The sequence below is a fragment of the Nocardioides pacificus genome (genome assembly GCF_054775955.1).
Map to the genome: position 1 here is coordinate 748729 of NZ_BAAHCI010000015.1, position 17852 is coordinate 766580.

A 17852-nucleotide genomic window follows, 5' to 3' on the forward strand; every position below is an offset into this window, starting at 1 on the left:
CACCGTCGGCCCTCAGCGGAGAGACCCATGACGAGGAAGCAGATGACCCAGATGGCCGCGAAGCCGCGGGCGGTGACCGCCCTGCCGGAGTCCAACCAGAAAGCTCCGAATGGAGAGGCCGCGCCGGGAAGCCCTCTGATCGAGATGCGCAACATCTCGGTCGCGTTCGGAGGCGTGCGCGCGCTCGACGACGTCAGCGTGCGTCTCCTCCCGGGCGAGGTGCACGCCTTCATGGGGGAGAACGGCGCCGGCAAGTCGACGCTGATCAAGGCCCTCACCGGTGTCTACGGCATCGACGAGGGCGTCGTGCTCGTCGCCGGGGCCGAGGCCCGGTTCCGCAGCCCGGCCGAGGCGCAGGAGGCCGGCATCAGCACGGTCTACCAGGAGGTCAACCTCTGTGCGAACCTGACCGTCGCCGAGAACATGCTGCTGGGGCGAGAGCCGCGCCGCTTCGGCACGATCGACAGTCGCGCCATGTGCCGTCGTGCGCAGCACACGCTGGACCGGCTGGGCCTCGACATCGACCCCCGCTCGCAGCTGGGGGACCACCCCATCGCGGTGCAGCAGCTCGTCGCGATCGCCCGCGCCGTCGACATCGACGCCCGCGTGCTGATCCTCGACGAGCCCACCTCCAGCCTGGACGCCGACGAGGTCGAGAAGCTGTTCGAGGTGATGCGCACCCTGCGCGAGCACGGCGTGGCCATCGTCTTCGTCTCCCACTTCCTCGACCAGGTCTTCGAGATCAGCGACCGGATGACGATCCTGCGCAACGGCCGTCTGGTGGGGGAGCGTCTGACCGCCGAGATCACCCAGCTCGAGCTGGTGCAGCTGATGATCGGCCGCGACCTCGAGGTCCTCGAGCAGCTCGACAAGGAGGCGGGCCACGGCGCGAGCGACACCCCCCGCAAGCCGGTGCTCAAGGCTCTCGGACTGAGCCGCAAGGGCTCGCTGCACGCCATGGACCTCACCGTCTTCGAGGGCGAGGTGGTCGGCGTCGCCGGCCTGCTCGGCTCCGGGCGCACCGAGCTCGCTCGCCTGCTCTTCGGTGCCGACACCGCCGACACCGGCTCGATCGAGATCCGCTCCACCAAGCGGCGGCTGCGCAGCCCACGGCACGCCATCGACCGCAAGATCGCGTTCTCGAGCGAGAACCGCGGCGCGGAGGGCGTGATCGCCGACCTCTCGGTCGCCGACAACATCATCCTCGCGCTGCAGGCCTCCCGTGGCTGGGTGCGGCCCGTGCCGCGGCGCACCCGCGACAAGCTGGTGCAGGAGTACATCAAGGCCCTGGACATCAGACCCACCGACCCGAACGCCCGGATGGGCAACCTCAGCGGCGGCAACCAGCAGAAGGTGCTGCTCGCCCGCTGGCTGGTCACCCAGCCCGACCTGCTGATCCTCGACGAGCCCACTCGCGGCATCGACATCGGCGCCAAGACCCAGATCCAGCAGCTGGTCGCCGAGCTCGCCGGCAAGGGCATGTCGGTGGTCTTCATCTCCGCCGAGCTCGAGGAGGTGATCCGGTTGAGCGACCGCCTGGTCGTGATGCGCGAGCACCGCAAGATCGCCGACCAGCCCAACGACGGCACGACCGTCAGCGACCTGCTGCAGATCATTGCGGCGGAGGCCAGGGCCCCGTCCGCCACAGACCCCGCCACAGACCCCGCCCCAGAGCCCACCGCCGACCCCACCGAGGAGTCGTCCCATGTCTAGGATCATCGGCCACCGACTGTTCTGGCCGCTCTTCGCGTTGGCGCTCCTCCTGTTCATCAACATCGTGGCGACCCCGTCGTTCCTGGAGATCCGACTGCAGGACGGCCACCTCTACGGCAGCATCATCGACATCTCGCGCAACGCGGCTCCCGTGCTCCTGGTGGCTCTCGGCATGACCCTGGTCATCGCCACCCGGGGCATCGACCTCTCTGTCGGTGCGACCGCGGCCATCGCCGGCGCGGTGTCGTGCGTCTACATCGCCGGCTCCGACCAGGAGAGCGCCGCCGCCACCGCGCTCGTCGCCATCTCGATGGCGCTGGGGGTGGCGATCCTCCTCGGCCTGTGGAACGGCTTCCTGGTCAGTGTGCTGGGCATCCAGCCGATCATCGCGACGCTGGTGCTGATGACCGCCGGTCGCGGTCTGGCGATGCTGATCACCGACGGCCAGATCACCACGGTGAACAACCCGACCTTCAAGAAGCTGGGCACCGGCTTCGTCGCCACCCTCCCCGTCGCGATCCTGGTGGCACTGGCGATCTTCGCGATCGTCGCGGTGCTCACCCGCTACACGGCGCTCGGCCTGCTGATCGAGGCGGTCGGGATCAATCCCGGCGCGAGCCGACTGGCGGGGGTGCGCTCCCGCACGATCATCTGGACCGTCTATGTGTTCGCGGGGTTCTGCGCCGGTCTGGCCGGCCTGATGATCGCGGCCAACACGAGTGCGGCCGACGCCAACAACGCGGGCCTGTGGATCGAGCTCGACGCGATCTTGGCGGTCGTCATCGGAGGTACGTCGCTCGCGGGCGGACGCTTCTCCCTGGCCGGCACCTTCATCGGGGCGGTCTTCATCCAGACCCTGGCGACCACCATCACCACGATCGGCATCCCGGTCGAGACCAACTACGTGTTCAAGGCCGTCGTGGTCATCGCCGTGTGCCTGCTGCAGTCGCCCAAGGCTCGCGCGTCGCTGAGCTTCAGCCGCCCCGGCCGTCCCCAGCGACCCGACCCTCAGCAGCCAGATCCCGAGCAGCCCAGCACCCCCACTCTCGCAAAGGCAGGCCAGGCATGAGCACCACCACGGCCCCCGCCAGCACCACCCCGCGGTCCACCGGCCCCACCCCGGGCCCACGCTCCACCTGGGATCGCGTCAAGCGCTACACCCCGAACCCGCGCTACTACCCGGTGCTGGCGACCCTGGCCCTGCTCATCGGGCTCTTCAGCAGCGGGGCGGCCCGCTACGAAGGGTTCTCGTCGCCGCAGGTCGTCATCAACCTCTTCATCGACAACGCGTTCCTGATCGTGCTCGCCGTCGGGATGACCTTCGTCATCCTCACCGGCGGCATCGACCTGAGCGTCGGCTCGGTGGTGGCGCTGTCCACGATGATCGCGGCCTCGACGCTGGAGGCCGGCTGGCCGCCGATGCTCGCGATCGCGGCCGTGCTGCTCACCGGCACCGTGCTCGGCCTGCTGATGGGGCTGATCATCCACTACTTCGACATCCAGCCGTTCATCGCGACGCTGGCGGGGATGTTCCTCGCCAGGGGCCTGTGCTACCTCATCAGCGTCGAGTCGATCGCGATCCGCGACGACACCTTCCGGGAGATCGCGACCTACTCGCTGTCGATCGGCGACTACTACATCACCGCGCCGGTCATCATCTCGTTGGTCGTCGTGGCCATCGGAGCCTGGGTCCTGCACCTGACCCGCTTCGGGCGCACCGTCTACTCCGTCGGCGGCAACGAGAACTCCGCGATGCTGATGGGTCTGGGCGTCGCCCGGGTCAAGGTCGGCGTCTATGCCATCAGCGGCTTCTGCTCCGCGCTGGCGGGTCTGCTCTTCTCCTTCTACATGCTCTCCGGCTACAGCCTGCACGCGATGGGCATGGAGCTGGACGCGATCGCCGCGGTCGTGATCGGCGGGACGCTGCTCACCGGCGGTCGCGGGTTCGTGATCGGATCGGTGCTCGGGGTGCTCGTCCTCGGCACGATCCAGACCTTCATCTCCTTCGACGGCACGCTGAGCTCCTGGTGGACCAAGATCACCATCGGCGCGCTCCTCCTGACCTTCGTGATCATGCAGCGGGTGCTGACACGGCGGGAACCGTGATCGCCGACGGCCGAGGCCGGGGGCGCGAGCCCACCAGGGTCCCGGTCATGGCCGACGTGGCTCGCCTGGCCGGCGTGTCGCACCAGACGGTCTCCCGCGTGGTCAACGGCCAGAGCAACCTGCGACCGGCCACCCGCGAGCGCGTCGAGCAGGCGATCCGGCAGCTCGGCTACCGCCCGAACACCCTGGCCCGGGCGCTGGTCACCCGACGGTCCGGGACGATCGGGGTGATCGGGACCAAGAGCGGCTTCTGGGGCCCGGCCAGCGTGCACCGCTCGGTGCAGGCGGCGGCCCGGGAGGCAGGGTTCTTCGTCAGCTCGGTCAACCTGCAGAGCGTCACCCGCGACGACTTCGCCAGTGCGGTGGCCCACCTGCGGGCCCAGCCCGTCGAGGGGATCATCCTGATCGCCGCGCAGGACGAGGCCCTGGAGGTCGCCCGCGCCCAGGAGATCGGCGACTTCCCGCTGGTCGTGGTGGAGGGCGACCTCGCCCAGGCCCGGCGCACCGTCGGCGTCGACCAGGTGAAGGGCGCCGAGCTCGCGACCCGCCATCTGATCGAGCTCGGGCACCGCGAGATCGTGCACCTCGCGGGTCCCCAGGACTGGACCGAGGGCAAGGCCCGGCTGCGCGGCTACCGCGACGAGATGTTTCGCGCCGGGCTGCGGCCCACGCGGCCCTACTCCGGGGACTGGACGGCCGAGAGCGGCTACCGGGCCGGGGTCCGGCTCGCCGAGCGGTCGGAGGTGACGGGGGTCTTCGTGGCCAACGACCACATGGCCATCGGTCTGTTGCTGGCGCTCCACGAGGCAGGGGTCGACGTCCCGGGCGACGTCAGCGTCGTCGGGTTCGACGACCTGCCGGAGTCGCCCTACCTCGTCCCGCCGCTCACCACCGTGCGCCAGGACTTCGCCGCGGTGGGTCGCCGCGCCATCGAGGTGCTCGGCTCCGCCATCACCGACGGCATCAGCGGAGAGCCGGCGGGCGAGCAGCGGCTGCACCAACTGATCGACCCCGAGCTGGTCGTCCGTGCCAGCACGGCCCCCCTGCGTGAGAGGAAGCCCTGATGGAACAGGCTCAGTACGTCGTCGGTGTCGACTTCGGCACCCTCTCGGGACGTGCGCTGGTGGTCCGGGTCTCCGACGGAGCCGAGGTCGGCACCGCGACCCACGACTACCGACACGCCGTCATCGAGCAGCGACTGCCGGGATCGGAGCGCAGGCTCCCGCCCGACTGGGCGCTGCAGGTGCCCGACGACTACCGCGAGGTGCTGCGTACGGCGGTGCCGCAGGCCGTGGCGGCGGCCGGGATCGACGCGCGCGACGTGATCGGCATCGCCACCGACTTCACCGCCTGCACGATGGTGCCGACGCTGGCCGACGGCACGCCGCTGTGCGAGGTCCCCGAGCTGGCGCAGCGTCCGCACGCCTACGTCAAGCTCTGGAAGCACCACGCCGCCCAGCCCCAGGCCGACCGGATCAACCAGCTCGCCCGGGACCGAGGCGAGGTCTGGCTGCCGCGCTACGGCGGCCTGATCTCGTCGGAGTGGGAGTTCGCCAAGGGGCTGCAGGTCTTCGAGGAGGACCGCGAGACCTACGACCGGATGGACCGCTGGGTCGAGGCCGCGGACTGGATCGTGTGGCAGCTCTGCGGGACCTACGTGCGCAACGCCTGCACCGCCGGCTACAAGGGGATCCGCCAGGACGGGGAGTACCCGTCGCCGGACTACCTGGCTGCCCTTGCCCCCGGCTTCGAGACCTTCGTGGAGGACAAGCTCGACCAGCCCATCGGCGAGCTGGGGGCGCGCGCCGGCGGCCTCACCGCGGAGGCGGCCGCCTGGACCGGGTTGCCCGAGGGCATCGCGGTCGCGGTCGGCAACGTGGACGCCCACGTCACCGCGCCGGCCGCCCAGGCCGTCGCTCCCGGGCAGATGGTCGCGATCATGGGCACCTCCACGTGTCACGTGATGAGCTCCGACGTGCTGCGCGAGGTGCCGGGCATGTGCGGCGTCGTCGACGGCGGCATCGTGTCCGGGAGCTGGGGCTACGAGGCCGGCCAGAGCGGCGTGGGCGACATCTTCGGCTGGTTCACCCAGACGTCGGTGCCCGCGTCGTACGCCGCCGAGGCCGAGGCCCGCGGTGAGTCCCTGCACGAGCTGCTCACTCGACTCGCGGCCGAGCAGGAGATCGGCGAGCACGGCCTGGTCGCGCTCGACTGGCACAGCGGCAACCGCTCGGTGCTGGTCGACCACGAGCTCTCCGGGCTGGTCGTGGGACAGACGCTGGCGACCCGTCCCGAGGACGTCTACCGCGCGCTGCTCGAGGCGACCGCGTTCGGCACCCGGGTGATCGTGGAGACCTTCCAGGAGTCCGGGGTGCCGGTCGAGGAGTTCGTCGTCGCCGGGGGGCTGGCCAAGAACCATCTGCTGATGCAGATCTACGCCGACGTGACCCGGCTCCCGCTGTCCGTGATCGGCTCGGCCCAAGGCCCGGCCCTCGGCTCGGCCATCCACGCGGCCGTGGCGGCGGGCGCCTACGCCGACGTCGCGCTGGCCGCGAAGAGCATGGGCAAGGTGCAGCGCGCCGCGTTCGTGCCCGACGAGTCCCGGGCAGCGGCGTACGACGCGCTGTACGCCGAGTATCGCGCCCTGCACGACCACTTCGGTCGCGGCGACAAGCTGATGCGCCGGCTGCGCTCCATCCGTCGAGCCGCCGTCGAGCGGCGGCTCTCCTCCGAGCAGGAAGGGACCGTGTGATGACCGTCGTCGCCGACGTCCAGCAGACCATCGCCGAGCTGCGCCGCGAGGTGTGTGCCCTGCACGCCCAGCTGACCCGCTACGAGCTCGTGGTGTGGACCGCGGGCAACGTCTCGGCCCGGGTGCCGGGCCAGGACCTGCTGGTGATCAAGCCCAGCGGTGTCGCCTACGACGAGCTGACGCCGGAGAACATGGTCGTCTGCGACCTGCACGGGCGGGTGGTGGAGGGCGACCACGCGCCGTCCTCGGACACCGACGCGCAGGCCTATGTCTACCGGCACCTGCCCGAGGTCGGGGGAGTGGTGCACACCCACTCGACGTACGCCACGGCCTGGGCGGCGCGGGCCGAGCCGATCCCGTGCGTGCTCACCATGGTGGCCGACGAGTTCGGCGGGGAGATCCCGGTCGGGCCGTTCGCGATCATCGGGGACGACTCGATCGGGCGCGGCATCGTCGAGACGCTGGCCGGCAGCCGCTCGCCCGCGGTGCTGATGCAGAACCACGGGGTCTTCACCATCGGGGTGACCGCGAAGGCCGCGGTCAAGGCGGCGGTGATGTGCGAGGACGTCGCGCGCACGGTCCACATCGCGCGCCAGCTCGGTCAGCCGGTGCCGATCGAGCAGTCCCGCATCGACCACCTCTTCGATCGCTACCAGAACGTCTACGGCCAGCACTAGAGACCACCGTCCTCGGCGTGACCCGCCGCACCGCACTCACACCACCGGCCCACCGGCCTGCACCTGGAGGATCACCATGACCACCGTCGCCTCGCCCACCGCCCAGATATGGTTCCTCACGGGCAGCCAGGGGCTCTACGGACCCGAGACGCTCGACCAGGTCGCGAGCCAGTCGCGTGAGATCACCGCCCGCCTCCAGGACGTGCTCGACGTGGCGTGCGAGGTCGTGTGGAAGCCGGTGCTGCTGGACGCGGCGTCGATCCACCGCCAGATGCTCGAGGCCAACTCCGCGCCGGAGTGCGTCGGCGTGATCGCCTGGATGCACACCTTCTCGCCCGCCAAGATGTGGATCGCGGGCCTGGACGCGCTGGCCAAGCCGCTGCTGCACCTGCACACCCAGGCCGGCATGGAGCTGCCCTGGTCGACCATCGACATGGACTTCATGAACCTCAACCAGGCCGCCCACGGCGACCGCGAGTTCGGCTACATCCAGAGCCGGATCGGTGTCGCCCGCAAGACCGTCGCCGGGCACGTCGCCTCGCCGGTGGTGGCCCGCCGGGTGTCCCAGTGGGCGCGGGCCGCAGTCGGCCGCGACGAGCTGCGCCACCTGCGCCTCGCGCGCTTCGGCGACAACATGCGCGACGTGGCCGTGACCGAGGGCGACAAGGTCGAGGCCCAGCTGCGCTACGGCGTGTCGGTCAACACCTACGGCGTCAACGACCTGGTGGCGGTCGTCGACCAGGTGGCCGACGCCGACATCGACAAGCTGGTGACGGAGTACGCCGACAGCTACCGGGTCGCCCCCGAGCTGCTGCCCTCCGGAGCGCGGCACGCGTCCCTGCGCTACGGCGCCCGCATCGAGCTCGGCCTGCGGACCTTCCTCGAGGCGGGAGACTTCGGGGCGTTCACGACCAACTTCGAGGACCTGGGCGGACTGCGGCAGCTGCCGGGCCTCGCGGTCCAGCGGCTGATGGCGGACGGCTACGGCTTCGGCGGCGAGGGCGACTGGAAGACCTCGGTGCTGCTCCGGGCGACCAAGGCGATGGCCGCGGGCCTCCCCGGCGGCACGTCGTTCATGGAGGACTACACCTACCACCTGGTCCCCGGGGAGGAGAAGATCCTCGGTGCCCACATGCTCGAGGTCTGCCCGACGATCACGTCGCAGACGGCCTCGTTGGAGATCCACCCGCTCGCGATCGGCGGCCGCGAGGACCCGGTGCGCCTGCGCTTCACCGCCGACCCCGGCCCGGCCGTCGTCGCAGGCCTGTCCGACCTCGGCGACCGGTTCCGCCTCACGGTCAACGAGATCGAGGTCGTCGAGCCCGACGAGGACCTGCCGCGGCTGCCCGTCGCGTGCGCCGTCTGGCGTCCTCTGCCCTCCCTGGCGGTGTCGGCGGAGTCGTGGCTGATGGCGGGCGCGCCGCACCACACGGTGCTGTCGAAGGCGATCGGTGTGGAGGTGCTGGAAGACTTCGCGGAGATGACGGGTACTGAGCTGGTGGTCATCGACCGCGACACGACCCCCCGGTCGTTCCAGCGCGAGCTGCGCTGGAATGCGGCGTACCACCGGCTCGCCGCGCGACTGTAGCCGGCGCGGGCACCACACATGGAGGAGGACGGCATGGAGCAGCGAGGACTGGGACGCACCGGACGAGAGGTGTCGGTCGTCGGGCTGGGCACCTGGCAGCTCGGCGCGGACTGGGGGGATGTCACCGAGTCCGCGGCGCGGGAGGTGCTGGAGAGCTCCCTCGAGGCGGGGGTGACGTTCTTCGACACCGCGGACGTCTACGGCGACGGGCGCAGCGAGCAGATCCTCGGCCGGTTCCTCGCGGCGCACGGCGACGCCGACCTCACGGTCGCGACGAAGATGGGACGCCGTGCCGACCAGGTGCCGGAGAGCTACGTCATGGAGCACTTCCGGGAGTGGATCGACCGCTCCCGCACGAACCTCGGCGTGGACCGGCTCCAGCTGGTCCAGCTGCACTGCCCCCCGTCGGAGGTCATCGACGCGGACGCGACGTACGACGCGCTCGACACGCTCGTCGAGGAGGGCCGGATCGCGGCGTACGGCGTGAGCGTGGAGACCGTCGCCCAGGCGCTCAGCGCGATCGCACGCCCGCACGTGGCGTCGGTGCAGATCATCCTCAACGCCTTCCGCCTCAAGCCGCTCGACGAGGTCCTGCCGGCCGCCGAGGCCGCCGGGGTGGGCATCATCGCCCGGGTGCCGCTGGCCTCGGGACTGCTGTCGGGGCGCTACCGCCGCGACACGACGTTCGCGGCCGACGACCACCGCACCTACAACCGTGACGGCAGCGCCTTCGACGTCGGCGAGACCTTCTCCGGGGTGCCGTTCGAGACCGGGGTGCAGGCGGCCCAGGAGTTCACCGAGCTGGTGGAGCGGCTGGCGCCTGCGGGGACGACACCGGCCCAGGCGGCGATCGCGTGGCTGTGGCAGCAGCGGGGAGTGACGACCGTGATCCCCGGTGCCCGCAACCGTGAGCAGGCGCTCGCGAACGCGCGGGCCGGAGACGTGCCGCCGCTCGGCGCCGAGTTCGACGGGGGAGTGCACCGCATCTACGACGAGCACTTCCGCGCGGGCGTGCACCCGCGATGGTGAGTCCCTCCGGGGGCGCCGCGCGAGGCGCCGTCAGGCCGCGTCGGCCACCGAGCATGGCGGACGTCGCCCGGATGGTGGGGGTCTCCCATCAGACCGTCTCCCGGGTCCTCAACGACTCCCCGCTCGTCCGGCCGGAGACCCGCAGCAAGGTGCTCGAGGCCATCGACCAGCTGGGCTATCGTCGCAACAGCGCCGCCCGTGCCCTGGTCACCAACCGGTCCGGTCGGATCGGCGTCGTCGTCGCCCACGTCGACGAGCGGGGGCCGGCGATGGTGGCCAACGCCCTGCAGGACGCGGCGCTCGCGGCCGGCTACGAGATCGCGCTGGTCAGCCTCGCGGACGTGACGGCGACGACGCTGCGCAGTGCCGTGCGCCGACTCCTCGAGCAGTCGGTCGAGGCACTGGTCGTCGCGGTCACCCACCGGGAGGCGCTCACCCTCGGCCAGCACCTGGACCTGGGGGTGCCGGTGATCCTCGTGGAGGGCGTCATCGGCGGTCAGCCGCTGACCGCCGGAGTCGCCCAGCGAGAGGGCGGGATGCTGGCGACCTCGCACCTGCTCGGCCTCGGGCACCGCTCGGTGGCCCACCTGGCCGGGCCGGCCGCCTGGATCGAGGCGAGCGAGCGCCGGGAGGGTTGGCTCGCCGCGCATGCCGAGGCCGGGGCCCAGCCGGGCCGCGAGTGGTCGGGCGACTGGACCGCCGCCAGCGGCTATGCCGCCGGCGCGTCCATCGCCGCCGACCCGGACGTGACGGCTGTCTTCGTCGCCAACGACCAGATGGCGCTGGGCCTGCTGCTCGCGCTGCGCGAGGCGGGCCGGGCGGTGCCGCACGACGTGAGCGTCGTCGGCTTCGACGACCTGCCGGAGGCGGCCTACTTCAGTCCTCCGCTCACCACCGTCCATCAGGACTTCGCCGAGCTGGCCGGCCGGGCCGTGGACCTCCTGGTGCGCGCCCTCGACGGCGAGGTCGACCCGGTCGTCGCGTTGGTGCCCGCCCGGCTCGTCGAACGGGCCTCGAGCGGGCCCTCCCCCCAGAAGGAGTGAACATGTCCACCGAGGTCTCCGAGACCGTCCCCCACCACGTCCCCCCCTACGTCCCCCGGGTCTTCGACACGATGCCCGACGGACGGCCGGTGCACAGCGTCGTGCTGGGGCAGGCCCCCGGCGTCGTCGTCGAGCTGATCGAGCTGGGGGCCTCGTTGCACCGCCTGGAGGTGTCCACCTCCTCGGGTGCCCGGCGCAACGTCGTGCTCGGCCATCCCGCGGTCGCCGACCACCTCGCGTCCACGGACTACATCGGCGCCGTCGTGGGGCGCTATGCGAACCGCATCGCCGACGCGCGGTTCGTCCTCGACGGGGTCGAGCACCGCCTCGACGACTTCGACCACGGGCACAACCTGCACGGGGGACCCGACGGCTTCGATCGCCGGGTCTGGCAGCTCGCCGAGACCGGTCCCGACCACGCGGTGCTCACCCTGCACAGCCCCGACGGCGACCAGGGCTTCCCCGGTGCCCTCGACGTGCGGCTCACGGTGCGCGTGGAGGGCGACACGGTCCGCACCGAGTGCGTCGCGACCACGGACGCACCCACCGTGGTCAACCTCAGCAGCCACGCCTACTACAACCTCGACGGCGAGAATGCGCCGAGCATCGATGAGCACCTGCTGACGGTGCACGCCGATCGCTACACCCCCACGGACGCCACCGCGATCCCGCTCGGCGAGCACGAGCTGGTGGGCGGGACGCCCTTCGACTTCCGAGGCCCCACCCTCGTCGGCGGACAGGTGCGCCGACCCCACTCCCAGGTGCTGGGGGCCAGGGGCATCGACCACAACTTCGTGCTGCGCGCGGCGGAGGGGCCGGCTGAGGCTGGACAGCTGCGCGAGGTGGCGGTGCTCGAGGCGGGGCGCGGCGACCTGCGGATGGCGCTGCACAGCGACCAGCCGGGCCTGCAGGTCTACACCGGCAACTTCCTCGACGGGACCGCCCGAGGGACCGGCGGAGCGCTCTATCGTCAGGGCGCCGGCATCGCGTTGGAGCCGCAGCTCTTCCCGGACTCCCCGAACCGGCCCGAGTGGCCGAGCGCGGTGCTCCGCCCGGGCGAGACCTATCGCTGGACCAGCGAGCTGCGGTTCACCCGACCGGATCGGAGCTGAGCCGGCGCGGCCCCGCCGGTGCGATCGGGCATCGATCGACCGGTGCAGGCGGTTGGTCCCCCGGCCACGGGGATTTGGTCCCTGTGCCCCGACGGCGCGGTGCGAGACGGTTGCTGAGTACCCGACCCGGAGGATCCATGGAGCAACGCACGCCGCAGGTCCGCGCTGGGAGCGTGCGCCATGCTTGAGCGAGGTCAGTGCAACAGGCTCCGGCCGACGATCGTGTGCGTGTTGAACCAGCGTCGAGCTCGCTCGGTGCTGTTGACGCGGCGGCGCGTGGTGGACCACTGCCACGTGCGCTCGGCGATGTGTCGGACGTCCTGGACGTCCTGACCGCGGCCCGCCCACCGGCGGCGCCGACGACACTCGCACCGAGGAGCACACATGCACATCCATGACGACGTCACCCAGCTCGTGGGCAACACCCCGCTGGTCCGGCTGAACCGGGTGGTGGGCGACGCCGGCGCCACCGTGCTGGCCAAGCTCGAGTACTTCAACCCCGCCCACAGCGTCAAGGACCGGATCGGCGTCTCCATGGTGGAGGCTGCCGAGGAGTCCGGGGCACTGAAGCCCGGCGGCACCATCGTCGAGGCGACCTCGGGCAACACCGGCATCGCGCTGGCGATGGTCGGCGCGGCCCGCGGCTACAAGGTCGTGCTGACCATGCCCGACACGATGTCCAAGGAGCGACGAGCCCTGCTGCGTGCCTTCGGCGCGCAGCTCGTGCTCACGCCCGGCAGCGACGGGATGAGCGGCGCCGTGGCCAGGGCCGAGGAGATCGGCGCGGAGTCCGGTGCGGTCCTGGTCCGCCAGTTCGACAACCCCGCCAACCCGGAGGTGCACCGCCGCACGACCGCCGAGGAGATCTGGCGCGACACCGACGGCACCGTCGACATCGTCGTGGCCGGCATCGGCACCGGCGGCACGATCACCGGGGTCGGCCAGGTCCTCAAGGAGCGCAAGCCCGGCCTGCAGGTGGTCGCGGTGGAGCCCGCCGAGTCGCCGATCCTTAACGGCGGCGAGCCCGGCCCCCACAAGATCCAGGGCATCGGGGCCAACTTCGTCCCGGGCAACCTCGACACCGGCGTCTACGACGAGGTCATCGACGTCGACTCCGAGACCGCCGTGGCCTGGGCGCGTCGTACGGCGACGGAGGAGGGGCTGCTCGTCGGCATCTCCTCGGGTGCCGCGATCTCCGCCGCGACCCAGGTGGCCTCCCGGCCCGAGAACGCGGGCAAGACGATCGTCGTGATCGTCCCGTCCTTCGGTGAGCGCTACCTGTCCACGGTCCTCTTCAGCGACCTGATGGACTGAAGATGGCGACGACCTCATCCTGGGCCACTGAGGCCCCCGGGGCCCCCGGCGCGCTCGTCCGGCTGCGCGAGGACATCGCCACGGCCCGGCTGCGCGACCCGGCCGCCGGCTCGGCGCTGGAGACGGTGCTGACCTCTCCCGGGCTGCACGCGGTCTGGCTGCACCGGCTCGCGCACCGGCTCTGGTCGCGTCCCGGCCTGCGCCTGCCCGCCCGGCTGCTCGCCTACGCCTCGCGCGCGGTCACCGGCATCGAGATCCACCCCGCGGCGGTGATCGGGCGGCGGTTCTTCATCGACCACGGCATGGGCGTCGTGATCGGCGAGACCACCCGCATCGGCGACGACGTGATGCTCTATCACGGCGTGACGCTGGGCGGCCGCTCCACCGCCAGGGGGCGACGTCATCCCGTCGTGGGTGACCGCGTCGTCCTCGGCACCGGCGCCCGGGTCCTGGGACCCGTGAGCGTCGGCGACGACGCCCGGGTCGGGGCCAACGCGGTGGTCGTCCACGACGTGGAGCCCGACACCACCGTCGTCGGGATCCCCGCCACCACCCGGGGTCTCCGGGGAGGGGCCGAGGTGGGGGCCGGTAGCGGGGACATGGTCGACCCGGCCCTCTTCATCTGATCGTCCGCACACCACTGGAGGAGCACGAGAATGCGTCATACAGCAGATGCCCGGCAGGGGCTGCACGCCGTAGCTAGATGGTGCAGGGTGGGATCATGACCGAGAACCCGATGCCCCGTGAAATCGGCGTCACCGAGCTCGCGCTGCGCGACGCGCACCAGAGCCTGATGGCGACCCGGATGGCGATGGAGGACATGGTCGACGCGTGTGCCGACATCGACGCCGCCGGCTACTGGTCAGTGGAGTGCTGGGGTGGTGCGACGTACGACGCGTGCATCCGCTTCCTCAACGAGGATCCGTGGGAGCGGCTGCGCACCTTCCGTGAGCTGATGCCCAACAGCCGGCTGCAGATGCTGCTGCGCGGGCAGAACCTGCTCGGCTACCGCCACTACGAGGACGACGTGGTCAACCGCTTCGTGGAGAAGTCGGCCGAGAACGGGATGGACGTCTATCGGGTCTTCGACGCCCTCAACGACGTGCGCAACGTCAAGCAGGCCATCGCTGCGGTACGCCGCGTCGACAAGCACGCGCAGGGCACGATCTGCTACACCGAGTCCCCGCTGCACACCGTCGAGGGCTACGTGCAGATGGCGCGCGACCTGATGGAGCTCGGCTGCGACTCGCTGTGCATCAAGGACATGGCGGCGCTGCTCAAGCCGCAGCCGGCCTACGACATCGTCAAGGCCATCAAGGACGACCTGGGGCAGGACACCCGCATCCACGTCCACTGCCACTCCACGACCGGGGTGACGCTGGTCAGCCTGATGAAGGCGATCGAGGCCGGTGCCGACGTCGTCGACACCGCGATCTCCTCGCTCTCGCTCGGGCCGGGCCACAACCCCACCGAGTCCCTCGTCGAGATGCTGCGCGGCACCGGCTACACCACCAACCTCGACGACGACCGCCTGGTGAGCATCAAGGACCACTTCGCCAAGGTGCGTCCGAAGTACACCCAGTTCATGTCCGCGATCACCGGCGTCGAGACCGAGATCTTCAAGAGCCAGATCCCCGGCGGGATGATCTCCAACATGGAGAGCCAGCTGCGCCAGCAGGGCGCGGGCGACCGGCTCCGCGAGGTCCTCCTCGAGGTGCCCAAGGTGCGTGCCGCAGCCGGCTACCCCCCGCTGGTCACCCCGTCGAGCCAGATCGTCGGGACCCAGGCGGTGTTCAACACCCTGATGGGCCCCTACAAGGCGCTCACGGCCGAGTTCGCCGACCTGATGCTGGGCTACTACGGCGCGACCCTCGGCGAGCGCGACCCGGAGATCGTCGAGGCGGCGAAGGCGCAGACCGGCAAGGAGCCGATCGACGTCCGGCCCGCCGACCTGATCGAGCCCGAGTGGGACCGCCTCGTCAGTGAGGCGAACGCCCTCGAGGGGGCCGACGGCACCGACGAGGACGTGCTGACCTACGCGATGTTCCCCGGCGTGGCTCCTGGGTTCTTCCGGGATCGCCCGCAGGGACCCAAGAACGTCGGCAAGGACCCCGCCGAGGTGGCCGCCGACGAGCTGTCGAAGTCGACCGGGGCAGGTCCGGTGAAGGGGCCGATCCGTTATGACGTGCGCCTGGACGGCAAGTCCCACCACGTCACCGTCGAGAGGGCATGAGGGAAACCGTGAGCAAGAAGAAGCACCACCAGGCCACCATGCAGGAGCGCACCGAGGAGCTCCTCGAGCGCCGGGCCAGGATCGCGAAGGGCGGCGGTGAGAAGCGGCTGGAGAGGCAGCACGAGCAGGGCAAGCTGACCGCCCGCGAGCGCGTCGCCACGCTCCTGGACCCCGGCACCTTCGAGGAGTCCGGGATGTTCGCCACCCACCAGTCGACCTACTTCGGGCTCGAGGGAGCCGACCTGCCCGCCGACGGCGTGGTCACCGGGGAGGGCGCCGTGCTCGGCCGCCCGATCCACGTGGCCAGCCAGGACTTCACGGTCGCCGGCGGCAGCGCGGGGGAGATCCACTCCAACAAGGTCGCCGCGACCATGCGGGCCAGCCTCGCCACCGGGACGCCGTTCGTCTTCATCAACGACTCCGGCGGCGCGCGCGTCCAGGAGGGCATCGGATCGCTGGCCGGCTACGGCCGGGTCTTCTACAACAACGTCCTCCTGTCCGGCGTGGTCCCGCAGATCTCGATCATCGCCGGCCCGTGCGCCGGCGGTGCGGCCTACTCGCCGGCGCTGACCGACTTCGTGATCCAGACCCGCAAGGCCCACATGTTCATCACCGGGCCCAACGTCATCGCCAAGGTGACCGGCGAGCAGGTGACCTCCGACGCGCTCGGCGGCGCCGACACGCACATGGCGATCTCGGGAGTCAACCACTTCGTGGCGGATGACGACGAGCAGGCGATCCTGATCGCGCAGAAGCTGTTGAGCTTCCTGCCGCAGAACAACTCCGAGGACCCGCCGGTGGTCGACCCGGACTATGTGGTCGAGCCCGACCCGGCGCTCGCCGAGGTCGTCCCGGTCTCGGACAAGAAGGGCTACGACGTCCGCGAGGTCATCGCGCGCATCGTCGACCGTGGCGACTTCCTCGAGGTGCAGGCCGGCTATGCGGCCAACATCGTCGTCGGCTTCGCTCGCATCGCCGGACGCACCGTGGGCGTGGTGGCCAACCAGCCGCTGGTCCTCTCCGGGGTGCTCGACATCAACGCCTCCGACAAGGGCTCGGCCTTCGTGCGCTTCTGCAACGCGTTCAACATCCCGCTGCTGACGCTGGTGGACGTGCCGGGGTTCCTGCCCGGCGTCGCCCAGGAGCACAACGGCATCATCCGGCACGGGGCCAAGCTGCTCTACGCCTACTCGGCGGCGACGGTCCCCAAGATCACGGTCGTCCTGCGCAAGGCCTATGGCGGCGCCTACGTCGCCATGTGCTCCAAGGACCTCGGCGCGGACAAGGTGCTCGCCTGGCCCACCGCCGAGATCGCGGTGATGGGCGCCGAGGGAGCGGCCGAGATCGTCTTCAAGCGCGAGATCGACGCGGCCGAGGACCCGGAGGCACGGCGCGCGGAGATGGTGGAGGAGTACCGCTCCACGTTCGCCACGCCGTACGTCGCCGCGTCGCGCGGTCTGGTCGACGACATCATCGAGCCGGCCCGGACCCGCGAGCACGTTTCGCGCGCCCTGGAGATCCTGGTCAGCAAGCGCACGATCCGGCCCGCCAAGAAGCACGGGCTGGGCCCGACGTGAGCACCCCAGAGCAGACGGCTGGGCAGACGGTTGGGCAGCCGAGTGGGCCGACGGCCGGCGAGCTGCTCGCCGCGGTCCGCGCGCTCACCGACCGCGTCGAGCAGCTCGAGTCCGAGCTCGCGGCGCTGCGTGCCAACACACCGGCGCCGGAGGTCAGCGAGGACGTGGTGGTCGCGATCTCCGCGGCGGTCGCGGCCTTCCTGGGGCACCGCGCCAAGGTCAAGCAGGTGCACTACCGGACCGGAGCGGCCTACGCCCAGCAGGGGCGCGCCGTGGTCCAGGGTCGCCACAACATCCACGGGTCGAGGTAGGGAACCATGCAGCTCAAAGTGACCGTCAACGGTGTCGAGTACGGCGTCGAGGTCGAGGTGGAGGAGGAGCAGCGGCCCTCGATCGGGTCGATCTTCATGGCGGGTGGGGGCTTCGCTCCGCCGCCGACGGCCGCGCCCGCAGCGGCCTCGACCGGGGCTGGCGGCGACGGCATCCGTGCCCCGCTGGCCGGCACCGTCGCCCGCGTGCTGGTCGAGGAGGGCCAGGAGATCGAGGCAGGGGCCGTCGTGGTCATCCTCGAGGCGATGAAGATGGAGACCGAGATCACCGCGCCCCAGGCCGGGACCGTCGCCGCCGTCCTGGTGGCGCCGGGCACGGCCGTCCAGGGGGGACAGGTGCTCGTCGAACTTTCCTGACATCGGCGAGAGGCCGGAGATA

16 protein-coding genes are annotated in these 17852 nt (G+C 71.0%); all 16 read left to right on the forward strand.

Translation table 11 applies throughout. From position 1 onward, the window contains the following. The first annotated feature begins 27 nt into the window (after positions 1-27). Positions 28-1713 (forward strand): sugar ABC transporter ATP-binding protein, encoded by a 1686-nt coding sequence (locus ACYU7L_RS22050; RefSeq protein WP_460801105.1) that lies wholly within the window; start codon positions 28-30, stop codon positions 1711-1713. After that, positions 1706-2782: an ABC transporter permease gene (locus ACYU7L_RS22055; protein WP_460801108.1), complete on the forward strand. Its 1077-nt coding sequence runs from the start codon at positions 1706-1708 to the stop codon at positions 2780-2782. The genes ACYU7L_RS22050 and ACYU7L_RS22055 overlap by 8 nt, the downstream gene beginning before the upstream one ends. Continuing rightward, positions 2779-3819, forward strand: coding sequence for a galactofuranose ABC transporter, permease protein YjfF (gene yjfF, locus ACYU7L_RS22060; RefSeq protein ID WP_460801110.1), 1041 nt, complete (start codon positions 2779-2781; stop codon positions 3817-3819). The genes ACYU7L_RS22055 and yjfF overlap by 4 nt, the downstream gene beginning before the upstream one ends. A 47-nt stretch (positions 3820-3866) precedes the next feature. After that, positions 3867-4883, forward strand: coding sequence for a LacI family DNA-binding transcriptional regulator (locus tag ACYU7L_RS22065; protein WP_460801113.1), 1017 nt, complete (start codon positions 3867-3869; stop codon positions 4881-4883). Further along, positions 4883-6571 carry a ribulokinase gene (gene araB / locus ACYU7L_RS22070; protein WP_460801116.1) on the forward strand — a complete coding sequence of 563 codons (1689 nt, stop codon included), beginning with the start codon at positions 4883-4885 and terminating at the stop codon, positions 6569-6571. Before ACYU7L_RS22065 ends, araB begins: the two co-directional genes overlap by 1 nt. After that, on the forward strand, positions 6571-7248 hold the full coding sequence (locus ACYU7L_RS22075; RefSeq protein ID WP_460801119.1) for an L-ribulose-5-phosphate 4-epimerase: 678 nt from the start codon (positions 6571-6573) through the stop codon (positions 7246-7248). The genes araB and ACYU7L_RS22075 overlap by 1 nt, the downstream gene beginning before the upstream one ends. Before the next feature lie 76 nt (positions 7249-7324). Then, a complete protein-coding gene (gene araA, locus ACYU7L_RS22080; RefSeq protein WP_460801122.1) occupies positions 7325-8836 on the forward strand; it encodes an L-arabinose isomerase in 1512 nt (503 codons plus the stop codon). A 33-nt stretch (positions 8837-8869) separates the two neighbouring features. Continuing rightward, positions 8870-9865: an aldo/keto reductase gene (locus ACYU7L_RS22085; protein ID WP_460801124.1), complete on the forward strand. Its 996-nt coding sequence runs from the start codon at positions 8870-8872 to the stop codon at positions 9863-9865. A gap of 53 nt (positions 9866-9918) precedes the next feature. Then, a complete protein-coding gene (locus ACYU7L_RS22090) occupies positions 9919-10908 on the forward strand; it encodes a LacI family DNA-binding transcriptional regulator (protein ID WP_460801126.1) in 990 nt (329 codons plus the stop codon). Positions 10909-10910: 2 nt separating this feature from the next. After that, positions 10911-12020 carry an aldose epimerase family protein gene (locus ACYU7L_RS22095; protein ID WP_460801128.1) on the forward strand — a complete coding sequence of 370 codons (1110 nt, stop codon included), beginning with the start codon at positions 10911-10913 and terminating at the stop codon, positions 12018-12020. Positions 12021-12404: 384 nt separating this feature from the next. Beyond that, positions 12405-13334: a cysteine synthase A gene (gene cysK, locus ACYU7L_RS22100; protein ID WP_460801129.1), complete on the forward strand. Its 930-nt coding sequence runs from the start codon at positions 12405-12407 to the stop codon at positions 13332-13334. Between the two features lie 2 nt (positions 13335-13336). Beyond that, a complete protein-coding gene (epsC, locus tag ACYU7L_RS22105) occupies positions 13337-13960 on the forward strand; it encodes a serine O-acetyltransferase EpsC (RefSeq protein ID WP_460801131.1) in 624 nt (207 codons plus the stop codon). A gap of 95 nt (positions 13961-14055) precedes the next feature. Continuing rightward, positions 14056-15567, forward strand: coding sequence for a methylmalonyl-CoA carboxytransferase subunit 5S (locus ACYU7L_RS22110; RefSeq protein ID WP_460801133.1), 1512 nt, complete (start codon positions 14056-14058; stop codon positions 15565-15567). Then, positions 15564-17144, forward strand: a complete 1581-nt coding sequence (locus tag ACYU7L_RS22115; protein WP_460801136.1) for an acyl-CoA carboxylase subunit beta — start codon at positions 15564-15566, stop codon at positions 17142-17144. Before ACYU7L_RS22110 ends, ACYU7L_RS22115 begins: the two co-directional genes overlap by 4 nt. Next, positions 17141-17455, forward strand: coding sequence for a hypothetical protein (locus ACYU7L_RS22120; RefSeq protein ID WP_460801138.1), 315 nt, complete (start codon positions 17141-17143; stop codon positions 17453-17455). Before ACYU7L_RS22115 ends, ACYU7L_RS22120 begins: the two co-directional genes overlap by 4 nt. Positions 17456-17461: 6 nt before the next feature. Continuing rightward, positions 17462-17830 carry a biotin/lipoyl-containing protein gene (locus tag ACYU7L_RS22125; protein WP_460801141.1) on the forward strand — a complete coding sequence of 123 codons (369 nt, stop codon included), beginning with the start codon at positions 17462-17464 and terminating at the stop codon, positions 17828-17830. The last annotated feature ends 22 nt before the right edge of the window (positions 17831-17852 follow it).